We start from the raw sequence: 22,750 nt of genomic DNA on the forward strand, positions 1-22,750 counted from the left end.
AAGTATTCGATCTGGTATTCTTTTATATTAACTATGGTTATGTCTGATGACAGCATACTTTTTAGAACACCACCAAAAACTTGATGGCCAGCTCCCAATGCTCAATCAGCTTGTCTTGATGATTGTATAAAATTAGATCTATTTCTCCAGTCGTTTGCTTACCATTATATAGCTGCACATTATTAGCGAGCGTCTCGTACGGATGCAGTTTGCGTGCGAACCCATCCTCTAACCAAAATGACAGTAACCCTTCAAAATGAAATCCTAATCGATTGGGACTTGGGCGCTTGAGCAAATAGCGAGTCAGCGCTTGATAGTCATTAGTGGTATCCAGCTCTGTTAACCGCTGCTCATACGCCTCAAACTGTGCCCGCCAAAAGCTAGCGCTATGAACTGAAATAGCATGTGTATTTTCATGCGGTGCAAAGTCTAACCACTGCGTTAAGACGTTAGGACAAGCCAGCGCATAAGCCAAATCACGCACGTAGGGTCGACGGTAACGCTCCCAAGGAGCATCATCTATAAGGCGGGTAGAGGTAGGCTGATTGACAGGCTCTGACATAGGATAAACCATCGTAACGTTGTAGCATTTACCCTAACGGCTCGCTATATAAAAGTCTATAGGACACGAGTATCGGCTAGGGTAGTGCTCAGTTTTTCGGCTTTAAAACATGATATTAATGTGATGAATATGAATGCTGATATCAGGCGGTGATAGCAAGTAAGGTAATAAAATGCTGAGTATCATTTTTAGTATTGGCAGTAGCCGTTTTGATAAGTTGCTAGGCGCATTATGCGGTGGCTGCTGCTCTAAATGAGATGGGGTGTGATCTTGCTGAGTCATGTTTAGCTCCATATTTACCGTAACTTGATTGATACGGCTGGTATGAAGGTATTTTATGAAATAGAGTAATTCGATAGTTCTATATAGAAAATGTCAAAGTTCTATAGAACGTCATCAGCTTTCTTTAACCATTTTGCAATAAAATCTTTTTTAACTGACAGCCCTAGTCCCTCAGCTTTAGCTTGAATAAGCTTATTAAGTTCTCCATAAGGATCGGCTAGGTGTTCTTTATCATATTCAGCCATTTTAATAAGCGTAGTCACTAAAGCTTGCATAGAACCTACACTTTTATGGTGTGTTGGCTCGTCATCAACTGAGTTGTCTTCTAATTCAACTTCAGCTTGTGCAAGTTGGATTTTAAGGTGTTCTATTTTTATTTTTGCTTCTATCAGCTTTTGAGCTAAACCTTCATGGCTTGTTTGGTATTCTAAATTAAAAAAGTTTCCTACATCAATCTTATAGAAATACATTTCTTCGTAAATATAAGTTTGAGGTTCAATATATAGCTCATTAGCTCTATCAAAATCAAAAGGCTTTCTTTTACGGTTCAAGTAATCATCATCATGTTGTTCTTGTAAATCAACAACTTCAACTATATTGACCTTTTGGATATAAAGTGAGTCAGCATCTGCATTAAAATTTCCAAGTAGCTTATTCCAAGGACACTCTCTATAGTCATTGTATTCAGAAAAAACTTTACGAACAATGCCTGTAGGTGGTCTGATGTAACCCTCGAAAAGAAATCTAGCCTCATCGATAGTTGAGCTGAAATTTCCTTTTATAATAGCTCTTAGATAACCTTTGTAATAGAAGCAAGGTTCTATTTCTGATTGTCGAATGAAATCCAGAACACTCTTTTTCAAATATCCTAATGATGAGTCATCGACATTTTTACTTTTAATAATCAATTGAGAAACTTCAGTAAAGTCTAAATATTTGAACATATTGGAACCTTATAATAGTTTTCTTGCTACACTCACCAAATTTAGCACAAAAAAAAGCCAACCATTGAAAACAATGATTGGCTTTTCTCTTTACTGCTATGTTTGGTCGGAACGGCAGGATTTGAACCTGCGACCACTACACCCCCAGTGTAGTGCGCTACCAGACTGCGCTACGCCCCGAGTGACTGACTATTTTACGCAAAATTATGTATATTGCAAGGGCTATTTCTAGCAGCCAAAATCTATCACATTATTTTGCCTATCACAGTCAGCTGAACTAACCAGTAGCTTACCTTAACCCAATAACTCTTTTAGGATTTGGTTCACTTGCTGCGGGTTGGCACTACCGCGACTGGCTTTCATAACTTGACCGACCAGACCGTTAAAGGCTTTTTCTTTACCGCCACGATACTCATCAACCATTGCTTGATTTTTCCCAATGACGTCTTCAACGATGGCTTTAATAGCGCCAGTGTCCGTTTCTTGCTTGAGGCCTTTGTCTTCGATGATCTTATCGGCTGCATCATCAGCATCGCCGCCTTCACGCTCGTATAGAGCACTAAAGACTTTCTTAGCCAATTTGCCAGATAGCGTGTCGTCTTTGATACGTTTTAGCATACCCGCCAATTGCTTGGCGCTGATAGGAGAGTCGATGATGTCTTTGTCATCTTTATTCAGAGCGCCCAGTAGATCACCCATGACCCAGTTGCCAGCCATTTTGGCATCTGATTGTCCCACTTCAGCGACCACGTCTTCGAAGTAATCGGCAATTTGGCGACTACCAGTCAAGATACGAGCATCATATTCTGATAGACCAAGCGCTTCTTCAAAACGTGCACGACGGGCAACTGGTAGCTCAGGCATAGCGGCTTTAATCGCATCAACTGTATGCTGCTCGATACGGACAGGCAGCAGATCAGGATCAGGGAAATAGCGATAGTCGTTGGCATCTTCTTTGGTACGCATCACACGAGTTTCATCGCGCTCTGGATCATATAGCATCGTCGCCTGAACGACTTTGCCACCGTCCTCTAAGATATCGATTTGACGCTCGATTTCACGATTGATAGCACGTTCGATGAAGCGGAACGAGTTTAAGTTTTTTAGCTCAGTACGCGTACCGAGATCATCACCAGGCTTGCGTATAGAGACGTTACAATCACAGCGGAACGAGCCTTCTGCCATGATAGCGTCTGAGATACCCAGCCAAGTGACCAACTGATGAATGGCTTTGATGTAGGCAAGCGCTTCATGAGCAGAGCGCATATCAGGCTCAGAGACGATTTCAATCAGCGGTGTACCAGCACGGTTGAGATCGACGCCAGTCATACCATCGACAGCATCATGCACCGATTTACCAGCATCTTCTTCTAGATGCGCGCGGGTGATACCCATACGTTTAGGGTATTCGTTCTTTTCCCCTTCATTGACCACGACATCGATGTAGCCTTCACCGACGATCGGGTTGGCCATCTGAGTGATTTGATAGCCTTTCGGCAAATCAGGGTAAAAGTAGTTTTTGCGGTCAAACGTATTAAATAGACCTAACTCAGCGTTGACGCCGATACCGAATTTTAGCGCGCGATCGACCACGCCAGCATTTAGTACTGGCAACACACCAGGCAAGCCCAAATCGACGATGCTGGCTTGACTGTTTGGCTCGTGACCGAAGTCAGTCGGCGCACTTGAGAATATTTTACTTTCCGTGTTCAACTGGCAATGAATCTCAATGCCGATGACGACTTCATAACCATCAACGAACAGCTCTTTACGCACGGCGTGCTCGCGGACGGCATTGTTATCAGTAGTAGTTGCTGTATTCATTATACCGTCTCCTTTGCGATGGCAGAGTGCTGTAGATGATGATCCGTATGCTGCTGGAACAGGTGCGCGGTCGTGAGCAGTTGACTCTCTTGCCAATGCTTACCGATTAATTGCAATCCAATTGGTAGACCGTCTGAGGTCAAACCGACTGGTTGGCTGAGCGCAGGCAGACCCGCTAAGTTGACCGCGATGGTATAAACATCGCCTAAGTACATGGTCGCAGGGTCAAGATTGTCGCTGAGCTTGTAAGCAGCAGTTGGTGCAGTTGGACTGGCAATCACATCACAGCTCGCAAACGCTTCATCGAAGTCTTTTACGATTAAACGGCGGATTTTTTGGGCTTTGGTGTAGTAAGCATCAAAGTAGCCTGCCGAGAGCGCATAAGTGCCGGTCAAGATACGGCGCTGTACTTCAGGGCCAAAGCCTTCAGAGCGTGAGCGTGTGTATAGATCGATCAGATCGGTCGGATTCTCACAGCGATAGCCGAAACGTACGCCATCGAAGCGAGATAGGTTTGATGATGCCTCGGCAGGGGCTAGCATATAATAAGTGGCAAGCGTGATTTCAGGATCAGTGATGTTCACTTCTACAATCGTTGCGCCCAGCTCTTCGTACTTCTTCAGCGCAGCACGAGATGCTTGTTCAACTTCGCTATCAAGCCCTGCACCGAAGTATTCTTTGGCCACACCGATACGCAAGCCAGCAAATGGTTTGTCACCAGCAGCAGCTTCTGCGTCGTTGATGTCTTGTACGTAGTCAGGCATATCGTATTTGATAGAAGTCGCATCGCGTGGATCGTGACCAATCATTGGCTGTAGCAGGTAAGCGCAATCTTTAGCACTGCGTCCCATACTACCAGCTTGATCCAAACTTGAAGCGTAGGCAATCATGCCGAAGCGTGATACACGGCCATAAGTAGGCTTGATACCCGTTAAGCCGCAGAATGAAGCTGGCTGACGAATAGAGCCGCCAGTATCACTACCGGTGGCGACTGGAACAAAACCAGCGGCAACGGCGGCAGCACTACCACCTGACGAGCCACCAGGGACACGCTCTAGGTTCCAAGGATTCTGTACCGTGCCGTAGTATGAGCTGCTATTGTCTGAGCCCATCGCAAACTCATCCATATTGAGCTTGCCTAAGCTAATCATGCCTGCTTTGTCGATGTTAGAGACGATAGTAGCACTATAAGGTGAGATGAAGTTATGGAGCATCTTTGAGCCACAAGTCGTCAGTACGCCTTGGGTACAAAAGATGTCCTTGTGTGCCATTGGGACGCCGAGTAATGGGCGTTGATCGCCCTGTGCACGCATCTCATCTGCCGCTTTTGCTTGCGCACGTGCCGTCTCAGAGGTATGAGTGATAAAGCTGTTGATCTTGCTGTCTAGCGCGTCGATACGCTTGATGTAGTGTTCGGTTAATTCCGCGCTGCTAAATTGTTTGTCTTGCAAGCCAGTAATAAGCTGCTGGGTACTTAATAAATGAAGTTCAGACATAAGGTGTCGTCCGTCAAAATGTTAATAGCATAAAATAAAATGGGATAATGGCAAATACGTGATTAGGTTATTCGATCACTATTATTCAATCACCTGAGGCACAAGGTATAGACCTTCTTCTACGGCAGGCGCGACTGACTGATTTCGCTCGCGATTGATATCGTGTTTGGCCACATCAGCACGCAGCTCTTGGCAAGCTTCATGGATATTGGCTAATGGTTTGATGTCTGTGGTATCAACGCTAGATAGCGTCTGCATGAGCTTCAATACTTTACTGATATCATCGGCATAGCTATCGGCTGTATTTTCATCGACACCTAAACGAGCAAGGTTGGCAACTTCTAGGATTTCTTCACGGCTGACGTTGCTGTCAGACGTTGCTGGCTGCTGAGACATAGTTTCTCCAGTTAAGGACAGTTTTTGTTAGAGTAGTTGGTTACGAAAACTAAAATACGTAAGCGCTAAAATAGAAACAACTAAAATACAAACAAATAATAAGTTGGCTTATTATAAAGCATCTGACTCAAGTTTACAGAGCATGACGCTTGATTGATGCACAATCTAAACCAACAGACAGTATCAGCCAATAGATAGTATTAATTAATAGATAGTATCAGCCAAGACACAATGATTCACAAAGAGTTGCAAAACTGACCGTATAATTCACGATAGATTCTCAATTGCTTACCCATTCTGTTCTGAAATACGTTACAGTATGCATCTGCTACTAAGCAAAACACTCATCTGCCTGTAGAGCCTTGTTAGTTATCGAATTAAATGATGTTTCACTGAGTTGAAAGGTATTCACTACTATTTCAAACTTTGTAACAACTTTTGGCGTCTAAGACAAAAATCCTTACTTACTGATGCAAATACCTATGTTTTTTTTGAGCTAAATCGGTATAATTTAGCCCAGTTTTTTCATTTCATCATTATTGCTTGGGTTTTGACTTGTTGTGATGGTTAACTTTCGCTACAAGTAATGTTTAACGACGACCTGCTCAACACTGACGAGTAACACCTCAGTCACTCTCATTCGCCTCATTCGTAAGACGCTGGATATATTAGTCATGAACCTGTTTGGATTTTTATCAAATAATATCGCTATCGACCTCGGTACTGCGAACACCCTAATTTTTATTCCTAATAAAGGCGTCGTACTTGACGAGCCTACGGTGGTCGCGTTACGAAGCAATCGTACTCAAAACCCGACCGTCGCCGCTGTTGGTATCGATGCCAAGCAGATGCTCGGTCGTACGCCCGCCAATATCACAGCGATTCGCCCATTAAAAGACGGCGTCATTGCCGATTTTGAAGTGACGCAAAAAATGCTTAAGCACTTTATCGCTAAGGTAAAAGCCAAGCGTTTTATGGCAAATCCTAACGTCGTGGTTTGTGTGCCATGTAAGTCTACTCTGGTTGAGCGAAAGGCGATTCGTGAGGCAGTGTCATCAGCAGGGGCGAGCAAAGTACTATTGCTAGAAGAGCCTATGGCTGCCGCTATTGGCGCTGGCATGCCCGTTCATGAAGCCAGTGGTTCTATGGTCGTTGATATCGGTGGTGGTACGACTGAGATTGCCGTTATTGCATTATCGGGCTGTGTATATGCTGAGTCGATTCGTATCGGTGGCGATATGTTTGATGAGGCTATCATTACCCATGTACGCCGTACGCACGGTTGTGTCATCGGTGAGACGACGGCTGAGCGCATCAAAAAAGAAGTCGGTTCTGCACTAAACGAAGACAGCCAACTAGAAGTAGAAGTTCGCGGTCGTAGCATGGCAGAAGGTGTACCAAAAACCTTTACTGTCAACTCAGAAGAAGTGCAAAAGGCTTTGGCCGATCCATTAAGCGGTATTGTTAGTGCCGTAAAAGTAGCACTTGAGCAGACGCCACCAGAATTGTCATCAGACATCGCTGAGCGTGGTATTGTCCTGACAGGTGGCGGTGCATTATTACGTGACTTAGACAAACTCATCTCTCAAGAGACAGGTTTACCAGTGACTGTGGCAGAAGACCCATTAACGTGTGTTAGCCGCGGTGGTGGTATCGCGCTTGATTTCATCAATAACAAAAGCTTGAACATGATTTTTGTCTAAATCTTCCATGTCCGTATTTGCTCTATAGCGTGTGCAATATTGATAATGATGATTTTCATAAATGATAAAACCATAAGTATAGTCGGTTCAATATAATTTGGATACAAGGAAGCCGAGCGAAAGTACTACAAGTAGTAGGCTAAGCGAGACTGATACCGTACCCAATTGATAAAGGATTGATTGTATATAAAATTAAAGGTAGCCGATTGTGCTACCTTTAATTGCATTCATTCGTACTATCACCCAATATCCTCGATAAACACTCATGCTTCAAATCAGTGCTATTGTTCATTTTAGAATTTTTAAATCAGACGACTTATGACTCCAAGTATTTTTGCGCGCCAGCCGTTATCACTTCGTAAGACTGCCATTGTATTGATAGCAGCCTTAATACTGATGTGGTTTGATAGCAAAAATTCAGAATGGTTTCAGCCAGTACGTAGTACCAGCCATGCCGCGATGCAGCCTATTTATGAGCTGTCTTTATTGCCAAGCTATGCCAAGCATTGGGCAAGTGGCAGCCTGCAATCAAAAGAAGCACTGCGTCGCGAAAATATGCAGCTAAAGTCGCAACTGATACATGCGCATGCCAAGCTACAACAGCAAGACTATATTTTGGCACAGAATGCACGTTTGCAAGGCATTCTATCTACCACCACGCCTGAGCAGTTTGATCTTAATCTGGCGCAAGTCATCGGGACAGATACCAATTTGCTCAGACAGATTGTGGTGCTCAATAAAGGTGAGCAAGATGGTGTGCAAGTTGGACAAACAGTCATCGACGAAGATGGGGTATTAGGACAAATCATTAATGTTTATCCTAACACCAGCCGCCTACTGTTGATTACAGATGAGCAGCAGTCCGTTGCGGTCACCGTCAAACGCACAGGTCAGCGCGCGATCGTCACAGGCCAAGGCATTCCATCCTCATTGAGTCTCAATTATGTCTTCAAAACGTCGGATGTGCGCGTGGGTGATGAGTTGGTGTCGTCAGGTTTGGGTGGACGTATTCCTGCAGGTTATCGAGTCGGTCGTATCGCGCATGTCAAAGACGAGCAAACCGATAACTTTAGAACGATTGAAGTCACGCCAGCAGCTAACTTTATTGATAACGCTTATGTGCTCATACTTCAAGACAAGTTACTGAATGAGAGTAATACCGCTGTTGCTCGATAAATAACGATGGCATAAGCCTGTGGTTATCAGACCAATAAGCCTGTTTATTCAGGTCCTAATGTTTTTCACTTATAGTATTTACCTTGTCAAATCTCAATTCACAATATAACCGCAGTCACCAAACACTCGCTAAGGTAAGTACCCATGTCGTATCCTGATTCTGAGAATGCAACGGTACTATTGATAGTTGTGATTGTTCTGAGTTTCATCGCTGCATCATCACTCAATGTATATCCATTAAGCCCTAGTATGGCCACGTTGCGCCCCATGGTTATGATCATGGTGCTGATTTTTTGGTTACTCTTCCAGCCACGTTATGTCGGTATTTTTACCGCATTTACCGTCGGGATTATCGCTGATTTACTAATGGACACCCATTTAGGGCAGCAAGCCTTTGCAGCTGTCGTGGTCGCACTAGTGATCAAAGTCACTAGTATCTATGTCAGACAACTAAACACCATCACCGCTTGGTTAATTGCTAGTCTAGGGTTGATAGTCTTTCAGTTAAATCTATGGATACTACAGATGTTTGTTCAAAATGTTTTTGTCGCCCAATCTGTGTTGTCATTACTCATGAGCATTCTCAGCTGGCCACTCGTGCTGTTTACTTTACGCAAGTTTTCGCGTTAATGGCTCACCGTGACTTACCCACAAAATTTCCTAAAAGCACACACCATAAATTTATAAATGAAGAGAATGTCGATGGATATCATTTTAGCGTCTGGCTCTCCGCGTCGTCGTGAGCTACTGGCAAGAGCGCAATTAGATTTTAGTATTTTGAGCGTGGATATTGATGAGACTCCGTTAGCTAATGAGTCACCAAAAGCCTATATCGAGCGTATGGTCGCAACCAAAGCCGATGCCGCAATACAGCAGTTAAGTGGTACTTTTAACACAGATCAAAATAGTCTAATAGCTCCATTCATTATTTTGACCTCTGATACCATCGGTGTGCTGTCGGATGGCAAGACCGTATTGGTCAAACCAGCCGATCGTGAGCATGCCTATACGATGTGGCAGCATATGTCTGATAATGTCCATGAAGTGTGGACTGCCGTACAAGCGACCCAAGTACAGCCATTGCCCAAAACGTCAGAGCCCAACATATCAAAACCCAATCAAGCGTTTCAGATTATCAATCAGCAGCAAATCACTGAGCGTACGGAAGTGACTTTTATACCTCTGACGACACAGATGATGAGTGACTATTGGGATAGCGGTGAGCCAGCTGACAAAGCGGGTGGGTATGGTATCCAAGGCTTGGGTGCGGCTTGGGTCAGTCGTATTAATGGCAGCTACACCAATGTCGTTGGATTACCATTGGCGCAAACATTGGCATTAATCAAAGAGATGGCAGAAGGCAGTATGAGCACAGTCAACCCGTTATAATTGGATATGCACATAATGACACGGTAGGGTAATGGGCAAGAGCAAGTCGCATTTGTTACACTGTCAATCTAATAGACGATGAACGTCTAACAAAAAAGCTGAGAGATAAGAGAAAAAACTATGTCCGAAGAGCTGCTGATTAATATTAGTCCAATGGAATCCCGTGTTGCGGTTTTAGACAATGGCATTTTGGGCGAGATTTATATTGAGCGACATCACAAACTGGGTTTGGTCGGCAATATCTATCTAGGTACGGTCGTTCGTGTCCTTCCTGGAATGCAGGCAGCCTTCGTTGATATTGGTCAATCACGGACAGCATTTTTGCACGTCAATGACATGCAGCGTGAGCCGCGTCCAGTGGCAGAAAAAAATAAATCGGCCAAACACACTAAGCACGAAATCAATGAAGACGACGCTACTACTGGCGTATCGGCTGATAGCTTGGCCATGACACCGCCTATAGTTAGTGCGCAAAATACAGAGATAGTGCCAGCTGCTAAGACATTGATTCAGCATCGTTTGCATGAGAGTCAGCGTATTTTGGTACAAGTAACCAAAGACCAATTAGGCAGCAAAGGTGCTCGTCTTACGACCAATGTATCACTACCATCACGCTATCTGGTTTATCTGCCATCGAGCGAGCATATCGGGATATCACAGCGCATTGATGGTGAAGAAGAGCGGACACGCTTAAAAACCGAACTTAGCAGCCTGATGCAAACGGTCAATCTAAAAGGCGGGCTCATTGCTCGTACGGCTGCTGAACGTGTCCCTGTTGATAAGCTAGAAGAAGATATTTATTACCTATTGCAGCTGTGGCGAACTATCTGTGCCCGTCGCCAAGAAATCAATCATCATCAAAGCTCAGAGCTGATTTATCAAGAGTTAGCATTACCATTACGCTCAATCCGTGACTTGGTACATGCTGATACCGAAAAAGTCATCATCGATAATGAGCAAATCTATGAGCAAGTCAGATACTTTGCCAAAGAGTTTGTGCCTTTTGTTTATGATCGAATCGTGCATTACACCGCAGAGCAGTCATTGTTTGATGTACACCGTGTCGAGGACGACTTGCGTGACGCTTTGAAACGCCGTGTCGACCTAAAGTCTGGTGGCTATCTGATTATCGATCAGACGGAAGCAATGACGACAATTGATGTCAATACAGGTTCTTTTGTGGGCGGTCGCTCATTAGAGGACACGGTCTACAAAACCAATCTAGAAGCCACTCATGCTATTGCTCGTCAGTTGCGCCTACGTAATCTAGGCGGCATTATTATCTTAGACTTTATCGATATGTTAGAGCAGCAGCACAAAGACGATGTGCTAGAAAGTCTACAGTCGCAGCTCACCCAAGACTATGCAAAAACTAAGATTACGCAGGTTAGTGAGCTTGGCTTGGTAGAGATGACTCGTAAGCGTACCCGAGAATCGTTAGGGCAGCAGCTTTGTGAACCGTGCTCAACGTGTCAGGGACGCGGCTTTGTTAAAACAGCCGAAACCGTCTGCTTTGAGATATTCCGTGAGATCATGCGTTGCGCTCGCACCTACAACTCTCCTAAAAAGTTTACGGTCGTGGCTCATGCCGCCGTCATTGATTTACTGCTGACCACAGAATCTGATACGGTAGCAGACCTAGAGTACCTACTGGGCAGAGTGATTACTTTTGATGTGGAAAATCTCTATACCCAAGAGCAGTATGATATTGTGCTAGATTGATTTTATTGAATATAATCAGTCGGTTTTCATTAGGTTCGCTTATTTAACAGCGTTACCTTAATTACTTGATATCTTTAGCTGTTCTAGATATTGCCCTTGCAATCGGTAGAATACTATGTATAATGTATACCACTGAATTATATATGCGCAGCTGAATAAAAAAAGCTGGCGCTATGACAGCCAGAGCATCGTTTCTGGCACTATTTCATTATGCCTTTGCTGCTTTCCAATATATAGGAGGGTCGGCGGGGCTTTAAACTATTTTGCTTTTGGCACGCTACAAGTTCGGATAAAGAACTCATTCTGGTTAAGAACAGAAGGCCGCTTTAAGTGAATATTTAACCAAACTGCTTTTGATCATGATCTTGCAACGCAAGAATGACGAAAGCACATATTAGGAGCTTGCTGGCATGGCTAACCAGAGAATCCGTATCCGTCTTAAGTCTTTTGATCATCGTCTGATTGATCAATCTGCACAAGAGATCGTTGATACTGCAAAGCGCACCGGTGCGCAAGTTTGTGGTCCTGTACCGTTGCCGACTCGCATTGAGCGCTTCAACGTTCTAACTTCACCACACGTAAACAAAGACGCTCGTGATCAGTACGAAATCCGTACTCACAAGCGTATGGTTGACATCGTTCAACCTACCGACAAAACTGTGGATGCGCTAATGAAGCTTGACTTGGCGGCGGGTGTTGACGTTCAAATTGCTTTGGGTTAATGCACATAAACACCCAACCCATTAATATAAGATATAAAGAGGTCTAAAATGGCGATCGGTTTAGTCGGTAAAAAATGCGGCATGACCCGTGTCTTCACTGAAACAGGTGCTTCTATCCCTGTAACAGTGGTTGAGATCAGTGCTAACCGCATTACTCAAGTAAAAAATACTGATGTAGATGGCTATCAAGCCATCCAAGTTACCACAGGTACCCGTCGTGACAGCCGCGTAACAGCAGCTCAAAAAGGTCACTTCGCTAAAGCTGGCGTTGCCGCTGGCCGTGGTGTTTGGGAATTTCGTGCCAACGAAAGCGATCTTGAAGGTCGTGAGATTGGTGGCGAGATTCTAGCTGACTTGTTCGAACAAGGTCAGATGGTTGATGTGACAGGAAACAGTAAAGGTAAAGGTTTCCAAGGTCCTGTAAAGCGTCACAACTTTAGTATGCAAGATGCTACTCATGGTAACTCAGTGTCTCATCGTGCACATGGTTCAACTGGTCAAAACCAGTCACCAGGTAAAGTATTCAAAGGCAAAAAGATGGCGGGTCAGATGGGTAACAAACGTGTTACTGTTCAAGGCCTAGAAGTGATTTCGGTTGATGCCGAAAAAGGGTTACTTGTCATCAAGGGTGCTATCCCAGGTGCCACCGGTGGCGATGTTATCGTACGTCCGTCAGTCAAAGCCTAAGCAAGGGGATTAACGTGGATTTAAAAACAGTTACAGGTGCTGCGGTTGAGCTTTCTGATACGGCATTTGGTCGTGAATTCAACGAAGCACTAGTGCATCAAGTCGTCACCGCTTATTTAGCTGGTGCTCGCCAAGGTACACGCGCACAAAAAACCCGTGCCGAAGTTTCTGGCGGTGGTATTAAGCCATGGCGCCAAAAAGGTACTGGTCGCGCTCGTGCGGGTTCTATTCGTAGCCCAATCTGGCGTGGGGGTGGTCGTGCATTCGCGGCTAAGCCACAAGATTGGTCACAGAAAGTTAACCGTAAGATGTATCGCGGTGCGATGCAGTGCATCCTAGCCGAATTGATTCGCCAAGAGCGTCTGATTTTGGTAGAAGAGCTAAGCGTTTCTGGTCCTAAGACCAAAGAGCTGATCGCAAAGTTAAATGAGCTTGGTGCACCTCGTGCATTGATCGTCACAAAAGAAGTTGACGAAAACTTATACTTAGCTGCTCGCAACATCCCACATGTCAATGTACTTGGTACAAGTGAAGTGGATCCAGTGAGCTTGATTGCTTTTGATAAAGTAATCATGTCAGTTGAAGCTGCGAAACAATTTGAGGAAGCACTAGCATGAATAACGCAAGACTTTATCAGATCCTAAGAGGACCTGTATTCTCAGAGAAATCTCAAATGCTTGGCGACTCACTTGGTGTGCAGGTATTTAAAATTGACTCTAAGGCTACTAAGCTTGAAGTTAAAAAAGCAGTTGAGATGATGTTTGAAGGTGTTGAAGTTTTAAAAGTAAACACTTTGAATGTTAAAGGTAAGACAAAGCGTTTTGGTAAAAGTATCGGCCGTCGTAATGACTATAAAAAAGCCTATGTTACCTTAAAAGCTGGTCAAGATGTACAAATGGCTGATGCTGGTGAAGAGGTCGCGAATACGACTGCTTCTACTAGTGAAACAGCGAATAACGAATAAGGATTACACTCATGCCTATCGTAAGAGCAAAGCCAACATCACCAGGCCGTCGTTTTGTTGAAAAAGTAGTGCATCCACACCTTTATAAAGGTCGTCCGTTTGCAGCGCTTCTAGAATCAAAAAGTAAGACCGGTGGTCGTAACAATAATGGTCGCATAACGACTCGTCACATCGGTGGTGGTCATAAGCAGCATTATCGTATTATCGATTTCAAACGTACTAAAGACAATATCCCAGCAACGGTAGAGCGTATTGAATACGATCCTAACCGTACTGCGCATATTGCATTACTTAAGTACGCTGATGGCGAACGTCGTTACATCATCGCTGCTAAAAAACAAGCAGTTGGCGATACAGTAATGTCAGGCGAAGCATCACCAATTCGTCCAGGTAACTGTTTACCACTAAAAAATATCCCATTGGGTACTGTGATTCACAATATCGAACTTAAAATCGGTAAAGGTGCACAGATGGCTCGCGCCGCGGGTGCTAGTGTTCAGTTACTAGGTCGTGACGGTGTTTATGCTATTCTACGTATGCGTTCTGGCGAAACCCGCCGTGTACACGTGAATTGCCGTGCTGTTATTGGTGAAGTTTCTAACACTGAAAACAACTTGAAATCACTTGGTAAAGCTGGTGCTTCACGTTGGCGTGGTGTTCGTCCTTCAGTTCGTGGTGTCGCTATGAACCCGGTTGATCACCCGCATGGTGGTGGTGAAGGTCGTAACAAAGGTCGCCATCCAACTAGCCCTTGGGGTCAGAAGTCTAAAGGACTTAAAACGCGTCACAATAAGCGTACTGACAACATGATCATCCGCCGTCGCGCCAAGAAGAAATAAAGGAAGAATTTCATGCCTCGTTCATTGAAAAAAGGTCCATTCATAGACGCGCACTTGTTTGCTAAAGTTGAGAATGCATTAGAAACCAACTCACGCAAGCCAATTAAAACTTGGTCGCGCCGCTCGATGATCCTGCCACAAATGGTTGGCCTAACTTTATCTGTTCACAACGGCCGTACTCATGTACCGGTTATCGTGAGCGAACAGATGGTTGGTCATAAACTAGGTGAATTTGCCCCGACTCGTACGTATCGTGGTCACGGCATTGACAAAAAAGCTAAGAGATAAGGTGCTTACCATGGAAGTAACTGCAAAATTACGCGGTGCCGCCATATCGGCACAAAAAGTTAGACTCGTTGCTGATGAAGTTCGTGGCAAATCTATTGAGCGTGCTTTGGATATCCTAACGTATAGCAATAAGAAAGGCGCTGTGTTTGTTAAGAAATGTCTTAACTCAGCCATCGCCAATGCCGAAAACAACAACGGTTTAGATATCGATACTCTTAAAGTATCAACTATCTACGTTGATGAAGGCATTACGCTAAAACGTATCCTACCACGTGCTAAAGGTCGCGCTGATCGTATCAGCAAGCGTACCTGTCACATCACTATAAAGGTAGGAGAATAAGTTATGGGTCAAAAAGTACATCCAATCGGAATTCGTCTTGGTGTTGTAAAAAAGCATAACGCAAACTGGTATGCTAGCCCTAAACAATACTCAGAATACCTAATCAACGACATTAGAGTTCGTGAATATCTACGCAAAAAGCTAGACAACGCAATGATCAGCAACATCATGATCGAGCGTCCTACTGGCGCCGCTAAGATTACCATCGCCACTGCGCGTCCTGGTATTGTTATCGGTAAAAAAGGCGAAGATATTGAAAGACTTCAAAAAGAATTGACCAAAATTATGGGCGTACCTGCTCAGGTCAACATTGAAGAAATCACGTCACCTGATCTTGATGCACGTTTGGTAGCAGACGGTATCGGTAGTCAGCTTGAACGTCGTGTTATGTTCCGTCGTGCGATGAAGCGCGCCGTACAAAACAGCATGCGTTCTGGTGCTAAAGGTATCAAAGTTGAGCTGTCTGGCCGTCTTGGCGGTGCTGAGATTGCTCGTAGTGAATGGTACCGTGAAGGTCGTGTGCCACTGCATACACTCCGTGCTGACATTGACTACTCGTCAATTCGTGCAGAGACAACTTACGGCACCATCGGTGTTAAAGTTTGGATTTTCCGCGGAGAGATCCTTGACGGTATGAACAGCGTTTATAATCCGGTCAAAGAAGAGCAGACTCGTGCGCCAAAACGCCGTGGTCGCGGAAACGGAAACCGTCGAAACTCAGACAGAGGTTAAACTATGTTACAGCCAAAACGTACCAAGTTTCGTAAAATGCATAAAGGTCGTAACACTGGGCTAGCTCATCGTGGAAGCACCGTTGCATTCGGACAAATTGGTCTAAAATCATTGACGCGTGGTCGTATGACAGCACGTCAAATCGAAGCAGCACGTCGTACCATCACTCGTAAAATTAAGCGTGGCGGTAAGATTTGGATTCGTGTATTCCCAGACAAGCCTATTACCAACAAGCCATTAGAAGTACGTATGGGTAAAGGTAAAGGTCCTGTAGAGTATTGGGTATGCGAAATCAAACCTGGTAAAGTGCTATATGAAATTGAAGGGGTACCAGAGGAGCTTGCACGTGAAGCTTTCACGCTTGCTGCAGCAAAATTGCCCTTTAAAACTACCATTGTTAAGCGGACGATAATGTAATGAAGATCAGTGAATTACGTGATAAATCATTAGAAGAACTGACCCAGTTACTTGATGAAAAGCAACTTGATGCTTTCCGTATTCGTATGGCTAAAGCAACTGGTCAGTTGGGTAATACCCATGAAGTCAGAGGCAATCGTCGCACGATTGCTCAGCTTCAGACTTTGATTAACGAGAAACAACGAGGCGACTCATGAGCGATAACAATCAAACAGCTACCAATGCTAGCGTATTGACAGGACGAGTTGTCAGCGACAAGATGGACAAGTCCATCACAGTTTTGATTGAGCGTCTGGTTCGTCATCCTTTGTATGGCAAGCAGCTTCGTCGTTCTACGAAAATCAAAGCACATGATGAGAATAACGTTTGCCAACAAGGCGACCTTGTCCGCATCAAAGAAACGCGTCCAATCTCAAAAACCAAGTCTTGGACTTTGGTTGATGTGGTTGAAAAAGTAGAAAAAATCTAAGTAAATTGCATTAAAAGCCAGAAGCTGTTAAAATAGCCGCCTTTTTAAGGATGCTGATTGCGCCGAGCGTATATCACTCACATTAAGAGTAAGTCGCGGTTATTTATATTAAAATGCCGTCTACTCATACTGTGCTAGCGGCAGCAACTGGTTTTTATTGCTCATACGTGTGGAGTAACGCTATGATTCAGGTTGAGTCAATGCTGGAAGTTGCAGACAATAGCGGTGCAAGGCGAGTTCAGTGCATTAAAGTACTGGGTGGTTCTCATCGTCGTTATGCATCAGTTGGCGACATTATTAAAGTAACGGTTAAAGAAGCCATTCCTCGTGGTCGTGTTAAAAAAGGCGACGTGATGAATGCAGTAGTTGTACGTACCAAAAAAGGCGTTCGTCGCCCTGATGGTTCTGTGTTACGTTTTGACGACAATGCAGCGGTATTGTTGAACCAAAACAAAGCGCCGATTGCAACTCGTATTTTTGGACCGGTAACTCGTGAACTACGTGGTGATCAGTTTATGAAAATTGTATCACTAGCACCAGAAGTATTGTGAGGTAATCCATGTCAAAATTACGTAAAGGCGATACAGTTATCGTGATTGCTGGGAAAGACAAAGGCAAGCAAGGTACTGTACAAGCTGTAAAAAACGATCGTATTAAGGTTGAAGGCATTAATATTGTTACCAAACATCAGAAGCCAAATCAGGCAACTGGCGTTGAAGGTGGCATTCTTAAGCAAGAAGCTTTTCTGCATATCTCAAATGTCGCAATCTTAAATGCGCAAACCCAAAAAGCAGACCGTATTACTTATCAGTTTGGCGAAGACGGCAAGAAACAACGCGTCTATCGTTCAAGCGGTGAAGTAGTGGCGACTGCGTAAGACACTAAGGGTGTAATGGTAATGGCAAGATTAAAATCTTTATATAACGATGAACTAAAGCAGAAAATCAAAGAAGAACTTGGTTTGGCAAATGTGATGCAAGTGCCTAAAATCACTAAAATCACACTGAACATGGGTGTAGGCGGCGCGTCTCAAGACAAGAAATTGCTTGAAGGTGCTGTGGCTGATATGACTGCAATTGCTGGTCAAAAGCCTGTTGTCACCAAAGCGCGTAAATCAGTTGCTGGCTTTAAGATTCGTGAAGAATGGCCAATTGGCTGTAAAGTAACGTTACGCGGTGAGCAAATGTACGAATTTTTAGATCGTCTCGTTGCCATTGCAATTCCTCGTATTCGTGATTTCCGCGGTTTTTCACCTAAAGCCTTTGACGGACGTGGTAACTACTCATTGGGTATCAAAGAACAAATTGTATTCCCAGAAGTAGATTTTGACAAAATTGATCGTATCCGCGGTATGGATGTGACAATCACCACGTCAGCTCAATCTGATGAAGAAGGTCGTGCGTTGCTTAAAGCATTCGGCTTCCCATTTAAATAAGGTAAAGACGTTATGGCAAAGAAGAGCATGATTAACCGCGAATTAAAGCGCGAAAAAATGGTTGCTAAATATGCTGAAAAGCGTATCAAGCTAAAAGAAACTATCAGTGATATGACTGCAAGTGACGAAACTCGTATGGAAGCAATGTTAGAGCTACAAGCTCTTCCACGCAATTCATCACCAGTACGTCTGCGTAATCGTTGTGCTATCACCGGTCGTCCTCACGGTTACTTCCGCAAGTTTGGCTTATCACGCAATATGCTGCGTGAGCGTGTCATGCAAGGCGATGTGCCTGGTGTTCGTAAAGCAAGCTGGTAAGGAGTAACTATATGAGTATGCAAGATACCGTTGGGGATATGCTAACCCGTATTCGTAACGCACAAATGGCTAACAAAGTATCGGTAGCAATGCCGAGCTCTAAATTACGTAAATCAATTGCTGATTTACTAGTTAGCGAAGGTTATGTGGCTAGCGCTGTTGTTGCTGAACAAGAAAACAACAAAGCAACCCTTACTATTGAATTGAAATACTTCGAAGGCAAAGCTGTCATCGAAACTATCCAACGTTATAGCCGTCCTGGTTTACGCCAGTTCCGCGGTAAAGACGCTATCCCTACTGTTAAGCAAGGTATGGGTGTTGCTATCGTTTCTACTAGCCAAGGTATCATGAGTGATCGTGCTGCACGCGCTGCTGGTATCGGTGGTGAAATCGTCGCATTTGTTGCCTAATTTGCATTTACTGCATTAGGTAATAAGACGATAAAGTCTATTTGACCCTTTTTGAGTATATATTAATTTATGATTGATCGATATATCCTTAAAAACTTAGGCATCAGAGATTGATAAAATTGAATGATGCTTATTGGGGACAATTATGCTAAACTAGCAGGCTTTTTAGCCTGTTAGTTTTTTCGCTAATATAAAGAAGTTAATTTTTTAAGGAATATTCCTATGTCTCGTGTGGCTAAAGCCCCAGTGACGCTGCCAAACGGCGTAAGCGTTACTTTGAACGATCGGCAGGTCGAAGTTAAAGGCAAGAACGGCAATTTGTCTTTACGCCTGCATGAATTGGTCGAGCTGAAACAGGAAGATGATGCTATCATTTTCTCACCTACAGTCGATTCAAAAGAAGCTATGATGCACACTGGCACCATGCGCGCTCTTGTTAACAACTATGTTAAAGGCGTAAACGAAGGCTTTGAAAAACGTCTTCAATTAATTGGTGTTGGTTATCGCGCACAAGTTACTGGTAACAAAGTAACCTTGAACGTTGGTTATTCTCATCCAGTAGAATATACGTTACCTGAAGGCGTGTCAGCTGAAACCCCAACGCAAACTGAAATTGTTTTGAAATCAAACAATAAACAGCAGCTTGGTCAAGCAGCGGCTAATATCCGTGGTTTCCGCCCACCTGAGCCTTATAAAGGCAAAGGTATTCGTTATAGTGACGAGCATGTGATTCGCAAAGAAGCTAAGAAAAAATAAGGTGAGTTGAAATGTTTGATAAAAAAGCAGCTCGTCTGCGTCGAGCTAAGAAAACACGCGCGCATATCCGTTTCTTAGGCGTTCATCGCTTAACGGTTAACCGCACGTCGAAACATATTTATGCCCAGATTATCTCTCCAAATGGTGGTGAAGTGATTGCTCAGGCATCTACCTTAGACAGCAGCTTGCGTTCAGGCGCGACTGGTAATGCTGATTCAGCAACGTCTGTAGGCCAAATGATCGCAGAACGCGCAAAAGCAGCTGGCATTACTAAAGTTGCCTTTGACCGTAGTGGTTTCAAATATCATGGTCGAGTTAAAGCTTTAGCAGAAGCAGCTCGCGAAAACGGATTGGAGTTTTAATCATGGCTAGAAATGATAAAAATGATAAAAATGAACAGACTGACGGTCTAGTAGAACGCTTAGTTACCGTTGATCGCGTTGCAAAAGTTGTTAAAGGTGGTCGTATTTTCTCTTTCACTGCGTTAACCGTAGTGGGTGATGGTAATGGTCGTGTTGGTTTTGGTCGTGGTAAAGCGCGTGAAGTGCCAGCTGCTATCCAAAAAGCACTAGAAGCTGCCAAACGTAATATGATTACTGTTGAGCTAAATGATGCAACTTTGCATCATCCGATCAAAGCACGTCATGGTGCTAGTAAAGTCTACATGCAGCCTGCATCTGAAGGTACTGGCGTAATCGCTGGTGGCGCTATGCGTGCTGTATTAGAAGTTGCTGGTGTCAAAGATGTTTTGACTAAATGTTATGGTTCTACCAATACTGCTAACGTTGTTCGCGCAACGTTTAACGGTTTACGTGATATGTCAACTCCAGAGAAGATGGCAGCTAAACGTGGTAAATCTGTAGACGAAATCTTGGGTTAACTTAGACTAGGTGAGTTACGATGAAAAAAATGAAAGTCACTCAATTTAAATCGGGTGCCCATCGCCTAAAGAGCCACAAAGCGAGCTTGAAAGGATTGGGTTTACGCCGCATTAATCACACTGTTGAAGTAGAAGATACGCCTTCAACCCGTGGTATGGTTAATCGCGTTAACTACATGGTAAAAGTGGAGGAAGCGTAATGGGTCTTAGATTAAATGAATTATCACCAGGTGTTGGCGCAAAGAAAACTGCTCAACGTCGTGGTCGTGGTATCGGTTCAGGTCTTGGTAAGACTGGTGGTCGTGGTGTAAAAGGTCAGAAATCTCGTTCAGGTTCTAGCGTACGCTCAGGATTTGAAGGTGGTCAAATGCCTTTATATCGTCGTCTTCCAAAATTTGGTTTTACCAGCAAAATGGCTATGAAGACTGCAGAAGTGCGTCTTTCTGAACTGAATAAAATTGAAGGTGATGTGGTTAGCGTTGAAACACTTAAAGCTGCTAACCTTATCCGTCACGATATGAAGCGTGCTCGTGTAATGCTATCAGGCGAAGTCACTAAAGCTTATACCTTTAAAGGTATCAAAGTGACTAAAGGTGCTAAGCAAGCTATCGAAGCTGCTGGTGGTAGCATCGAGGAGTAGTAACGTGTCAAAGCAATCAATGTCATCGGCTGGTATACCGCTTAATCCATTTGCCTTCATACGTAAGTATGACGAGCTATGGGCGCGTTTATTATTCTTAATCGGCGCATTGATTGTTTATCGTTTAGGGTCACATATTCCAGTTCCGGGTATTAACCCAGTTAACTTGGCTGATCTGTTTTCGCGCAACGAAAACACCATTTTGAGTATGTTCAACATGTTCTCAGGTGGTGCGCTAGAGCGTATGTCTATTATGGCGCTTGGCATTATGCCATATATCTCAGCATCGATTATCGTACAGATGATGTCTGCAGTATTGCCATCGCTTGAAGCCCTCAAAAAAGAAGGTGAAGCGGGACGACGTAAGCTAAACAAGTATACCCGTCAAGGGACGCTTGCTTTAGCTCTAGTACAGTCATTAGGAATGTGTGCTGGCTTAATCAGCCAAAATCTTACCTTATCGTCTGGTCTTACCTTTTATATACCAGCCGTTACTTCATTGGTAGCGGGCGCAATGTTCTTAATGTGGCTTGGTGAGCAGATTACAGAGCGTGGCGTTGGTAATGGTATCTCAATGCTCATTTTTGCGAGTATTGTGGCTGGTACGCCAGGTATGATTTCGCAGTCTATCGAACAGGTCAATCAAGGTCAGATGAACTTGATTGTACTATTTATTTTTGTATTGCTAGGTATCGCGGTTACCGCGGGTATCGTTTATATTGAACGTGCTCAACGCCGTGTCCCTGTGAACTATGCTCAAAAGCAACAACAAGGCCGGAAAATTTATGCTCAGCAGCAGTCACATCTGCCGTTGAAGCTTAATATGGCCGGGGTTATCCCAGCTATTTTCGCCAGTTCTTTGCTGTTGTTTCCTGCAAGTTTAGGGCAGTGGGTTGGTCAATCAACTGATCCCACCTTGGTACAAAAAATATTACAAAATATGGCATTGGTACTGTCCCCAGGACAACCGCTATATTTAGTACTGTTTGGCGCAATGATTATTTTCTTCTGCTATTTTTATACAGCGTTGGTATTTAGTCCGCGTGAAGTAGCAGAAAACCTTAAACGTAGTGGTGCGTATATTCCAGGTATTCGCCCCGGACAACAAACTCAGCGTTACCTCGATCATGTATTAAACCGACTGACCTTTATTGGCGCGATGTATATGACGGTTATTTGTTTAATGCCAATGGTCGTCCAGTCATCGTTTGGTGTACCGTTTCAACTCGGTGGTACGTCTTTACTGATTATGGTGGTTGTGGTAATGGATTTCATTTCGCAGATTCAAGCGCATTTGATGACCCATCAATATCATGATCAGACGTTAATTCAATCGCCCACTCAACCTTAAATGAGCGG

At 44.0% G+C, this 22,750-nt stretch carries 33 protein-coding genes and 1 tRNA gene; 27 read left to right on the top strand and 7 right to left on the bottom strand.

Going from position 1 to position 22,750, the window contains the following annotated elements; all coding sequences use genetic code 11:
- Positions 1-61 precede the first annotated feature (61 nt).
- The 7 genes from QL982_RS07645 to gatC all read right to left on the bottom strand — a co-directional run bounded on the left by QL982_RS07645 (position 62) and on the right by gatC (position 5,504).
- Positions 62-562: a DUF1853 family protein gene (locus QL982_RS07645; RefSeq protein WP_290190257.1), complete on the bottom strand. Its 501-nt coding sequence runs from the start codon at positions 560-562 to the stop codon at positions 62-64.
- 102 nt (positions 563-664) lie between these two features.
- Positions 665-844 carry a hypothetical protein gene (locus tag QL982_RS07650; RefSeq protein ID WP_290162042.1) on the bottom strand — a complete coding sequence of 60 codons (180 nt, stop codon included), beginning with the start codon at positions 842-844 and terminating at the stop codon, positions 665-667.
- A 101-nt stretch (positions 845-945) separates the two neighbouring features.
- Positions 946-1,788 (bottom strand): hypothetical protein, encoded by an 843-nt coding sequence (locus QL982_RS07655; RefSeq protein WP_290162040.1) that lies wholly within the window; start codon positions 1,786-1,788, stop codon positions 946-948.
- Positions 1,789-1,891: 103 nt separating this feature from the next.
- Positions 1,892-1,968: transfer RNA gene (locus QL982_RS07660), tRNA-Pro, on the bottom strand.
- A 114-nt stretch (positions 1,969-2,082) separates the two neighbouring features.
- Positions 2,083-3,612 (bottom strand): Asp-tRNA(Asn)/Glu-tRNA(Gln) amidotransferase subunit GatB, encoded by a 1,530-nt coding sequence (gatB, locus tag QL982_RS07665; RefSeq protein WP_290162038.1) that lies wholly within the window; start codon positions 3,610-3,612, stop codon positions 2,083-2,085.
- The gene (gene gatA / locus QL982_RS07670) at positions 3,612-5,108 is read right to left on the bottom strand and encodes an Asp-tRNA(Asn)/Glu-tRNA(Gln) amidotransferase subunit GatA (protein ID WP_290162036.1); all 1,497 of its coding nucleotides are present in this window, start codon (positions 5,106-5,108) and stop codon (positions 3,612-3,614) included. Before gatA ends, gatB begins: the two co-directional genes overlap by 1 nt.
- Before the next feature lie 81 nt (positions 5,109-5,189).
- Positions 5,190-5,504 (bottom strand): Asp-tRNA(Asn)/Glu-tRNA(Gln) amidotransferase subunit GatC, encoded by a 315-nt coding sequence (gene gatC / locus QL982_RS07675; protein WP_290162034.1) that lies wholly within the window; start codon positions 5,502-5,504, stop codon positions 5,190-5,192.
- Positions 5,505-6,178: 674 nt separating this feature from the next.
- Between gatC and QL982_RS07680 the strand changes: the two genes are divergently transcribed.
- The 27 genes from QL982_RS07680 to secY all read left to right on the top strand — a co-directional run bounded on the left by QL982_RS07680 (position 6,179) and on the right by secY (position 22,742).
- The gene (locus QL982_RS07680) at positions 6,179-7,207 is read left to right on the top strand and encodes a rod shape-determining protein (RefSeq protein WP_356645257.1); all 1,029 of its coding nucleotides are present in this window, start codon (positions 6,179-6,181) and stop codon (positions 7,205-7,207) included.
- 318 nt (positions 7,208-7,525) lie between these two features.
- Positions 7,526-8,383: a rod shape-determining protein MreC gene (gene mreC, locus QL982_RS07685; protein ID WP_290162032.1), complete on the top strand. Its 858-nt coding sequence runs from the start codon at positions 7,526-7,528 to the stop codon at positions 8,381-8,383.
- 144 nt (positions 8,384-8,527) lie between these two features.
- Positions 8,528-9,013: a rod shape-determining protein MreD gene (gene mreD / locus QL982_RS07690; protein ID WP_290162030.1), complete on the top strand. Its 486-nt coding sequence runs from the start codon at positions 8,528-8,530 to the stop codon at positions 9,011-9,013.
- Between the two features lie 72 nt (positions 9,014-9,085).
- The gene (locus tag QL982_RS07695) at positions 9,086-9,772 is read left to right on the top strand and encodes a Maf family protein (RefSeq protein WP_290162028.1); all 687 of its coding nucleotides are present in this window, start codon (positions 9,086-9,088) and stop codon (positions 9,770-9,772) included.
- 120 nt (positions 9,773-9,892) lie between these two features.
- Complete coding sequence (locus tag QL982_RS07700) at positions 9,893-11,494, top strand: Rne/Rng family ribonuclease (protein ID WP_290162026.1); 1,602 nt, start codon at positions 9,893-9,895, stop codon at positions 11,492-11,494.
- Positions 11,495-11,904: 410 nt separating this feature from the next.
- Complete coding sequence (gene rpsJ / locus QL982_RS07705) at positions 11,905-12,216, top strand: 30S ribosomal protein S10 (RefSeq protein ID WP_010196670.1); 312 nt, start codon at positions 11,905-11,907, stop codon at positions 12,214-12,216.
- 48 nt (positions 12,217-12,264) lie between these two features.
- Positions 12,265-12,903, top strand: a complete 639-nt coding sequence (gene rplC / locus QL982_RS07710; protein ID WP_194365159.1) for a 50S ribosomal protein L3 — start codon at positions 12,265-12,267, stop codon at positions 12,901-12,903.
- A 14-nt stretch (positions 12,904-12,917) separates the two neighbouring features.
- The gene (gene rplD / locus QL982_RS07715; protein ID WP_197177625.1) at positions 12,918-13,520 is read left to right on the top strand and encodes a 50S ribosomal protein L4; all 603 of its coding nucleotides are present in this window, start codon (positions 12,918-12,920) and stop codon (positions 13,518-13,520) included.
- On the top strand, positions 13,517-13,867 hold the full coding sequence (gene rplW, locus QL982_RS07720; RefSeq protein WP_011279789.1) for a 50S ribosomal protein L23: 351 nt from the start codon (positions 13,517-13,519) through the stop codon (positions 13,865-13,867). Before rplD ends, rplW begins: the two co-directional genes overlap by 4 nt.
- Before the next feature lie 11 nt (positions 13,868-13,878).
- Positions 13,879-14,706: a 50S ribosomal protein L2 gene (gene rplB / locus QL982_RS07725; protein ID WP_290162021.1), complete on the top strand. Its 828-nt coding sequence runs from the start codon at positions 13,879-13,881 to the stop codon at positions 14,704-14,706.
- 12 nt (positions 14,707-14,718) lie between these two features.
- Complete coding sequence (gene rpsS, locus QL982_RS07730; protein ID WP_194365162.1) at positions 14,719-14,994, top strand: 30S ribosomal protein S19; 276 nt, start codon at positions 14,719-14,721, stop codon at positions 14,992-14,994.
- Between the two features lie 10 nt (positions 14,995-15,004).
- Positions 15,005-15,334 carry a 50S ribosomal protein L22 gene (rplV, locus tag QL982_RS07735; RefSeq protein WP_010196689.1) on the top strand — a complete coding sequence of 110 codons (330 nt, stop codon included), beginning with the start codon at positions 15,005-15,007 and terminating at the stop codon, positions 15,332-15,334.
- Between the two features lie 3 nt (positions 15,335-15,337).
- Positions 15,338-16,066: a 30S ribosomal protein S3 gene (gene rpsC / locus QL982_RS07740; protein ID WP_290162017.1), complete on the top strand. Its 729-nt coding sequence runs from the start codon at positions 15,338-15,340 to the stop codon at positions 16,064-16,066.
- Positions 16,067-16,069: 3 nt separating this feature from the next.
- Positions 16,070-16,483, top strand: a complete 414-nt coding sequence (gene rplP, locus QL982_RS07745) for a 50S ribosomal protein L16 (protein WP_010196693.1) — start codon at positions 16,070-16,072, stop codon at positions 16,481-16,483.
- On the top strand, positions 16,483-16,680 hold the full coding sequence (gene rpmC / locus QL982_RS07750) for a 50S ribosomal protein L29 (RefSeq protein ID WP_110923946.1): 198 nt from the start codon (positions 16,483-16,485) through the stop codon (positions 16,678-16,680). Before rplP ends, rpmC begins: the two co-directional genes overlap by 1 nt.
- Positions 16,677-16,952 (top strand): 30S ribosomal protein S17, encoded by a 276-nt coding sequence (rpsQ, locus tag QL982_RS07755; RefSeq protein WP_021813375.1) that lies wholly within the window; start codon positions 16,677-16,679, stop codon positions 16,950-16,952. The genes rpmC and rpsQ overlap by 4 nt, the downstream gene beginning before the upstream one ends.
- A gap of 182 nt (positions 16,953-17,134) precedes the next feature.
- A complete protein-coding gene (rplN, locus tag QL982_RS07760) occupies positions 17,135-17,503 on the top strand; it encodes a 50S ribosomal protein L14 (protein ID WP_010196702.1) in 369 nt (122 codons plus the stop codon).
- Positions 17,504-17,511: 8 nt separating this feature from the next.
- Positions 17,512-17,829 carry a 50S ribosomal protein L24 gene (gene rplX, locus QL982_RS07765; RefSeq protein ID WP_101204866.1) on the top strand — a complete coding sequence of 106 codons (318 nt, stop codon included), beginning with the start codon at positions 17,512-17,514 and terminating at the stop codon, positions 17,827-17,829.
- 21 nt (positions 17,830-17,850) lie between these two features.
- The gene (gene rplE / locus QL982_RS07770; protein WP_290162013.1) at positions 17,851-18,387 is read left to right on the top strand and encodes a 50S ribosomal protein L5; all 537 of its coding nucleotides are present in this window, start codon (positions 17,851-17,853) and stop codon (positions 18,385-18,387) included.
- 12 nt (positions 18,388-18,399) lie between these two features.
- Positions 18,400-18,705, top strand: coding sequence for a 30S ribosomal protein S14 (rpsN, locus tag QL982_RS07775; RefSeq protein WP_010196705.1), 306 nt, complete (start codon positions 18,400-18,402; stop codon positions 18,703-18,705).
- Between the two features lie 11 nt (positions 18,706-18,716).
- Entirely contained in the window at positions 18,717-19,115 is a 399-nt protein-coding gene (rpsH, locus tag QL982_RS07780) for a 30S ribosomal protein S8 (protein ID WP_290162012.1), read from the top strand.
- Between the two features lie 222 nt (positions 19,116-19,337).
- Positions 19,338-19,871 carry a 50S ribosomal protein L6 gene (gene rplF, locus QL982_RS07785; RefSeq protein WP_290162011.1) on the top strand — a complete coding sequence of 178 codons (534 nt, stop codon included), beginning with the start codon at positions 19,338-19,340 and terminating at the stop codon, positions 19,869-19,871.
- An 11-nt stretch (positions 19,872-19,882) separates the two neighbouring features.
- Positions 19,883-20,233, top strand: a complete 351-nt coding sequence (gene rplR, locus QL982_RS07790; protein WP_057758713.1) for a 50S ribosomal protein L18 — start codon at positions 19,883-19,885, stop codon at positions 20,231-20,233.
- 2 nt (positions 20,234-20,235) lie between these two features.
- A complete protein-coding gene (gene rpsE, locus QL982_RS07795; protein ID WP_057758716.1) occupies positions 20,236-20,751 on the top strand; it encodes a 30S ribosomal protein S5 in 516 nt (171 codons plus the stop codon).
- Between the two features lie 20 nt (positions 20,752-20,771).
- Entirely contained in the window at positions 20,772-20,951 is a 180-nt protein-coding gene (gene rpmD / locus QL982_RS07800; protein ID WP_010196714.1) for a 50S ribosomal protein L30, read from the top strand.
- Positions 20,951-21,391 carry a 50S ribosomal protein L15 gene (gene rplO, locus QL982_RS07805; protein ID WP_290162008.1) on the top strand — a complete coding sequence of 147 codons (441 nt, stop codon included), beginning with the start codon at positions 20,951-20,953 and terminating at the stop codon, positions 21,389-21,391. The genes rpmD and rplO overlap by 1 nt, the downstream gene beginning before the upstream one ends.
- Positions 21,392-21,410: 19 nt before the next feature.
- Positions 21,411-22,742, top strand: a complete 1,332-nt coding sequence (secY, locus tag QL982_RS07810; protein WP_290162097.1) for a preprotein translocase subunit SecY — start codon at positions 21,411-21,413, stop codon at positions 22,740-22,742.
- Positions 22,743-22,750: the final 8 nt, after the last annotated feature.

It is taken from the genome of Psychrobacter sp. 5A.1, from assembly GCF_030407455.1.
GTDB lineage: Bacteria > Pseudomonadota > Gammaproteobacteria > Pseudomonadales > Moraxellaceae > Psychrobacter.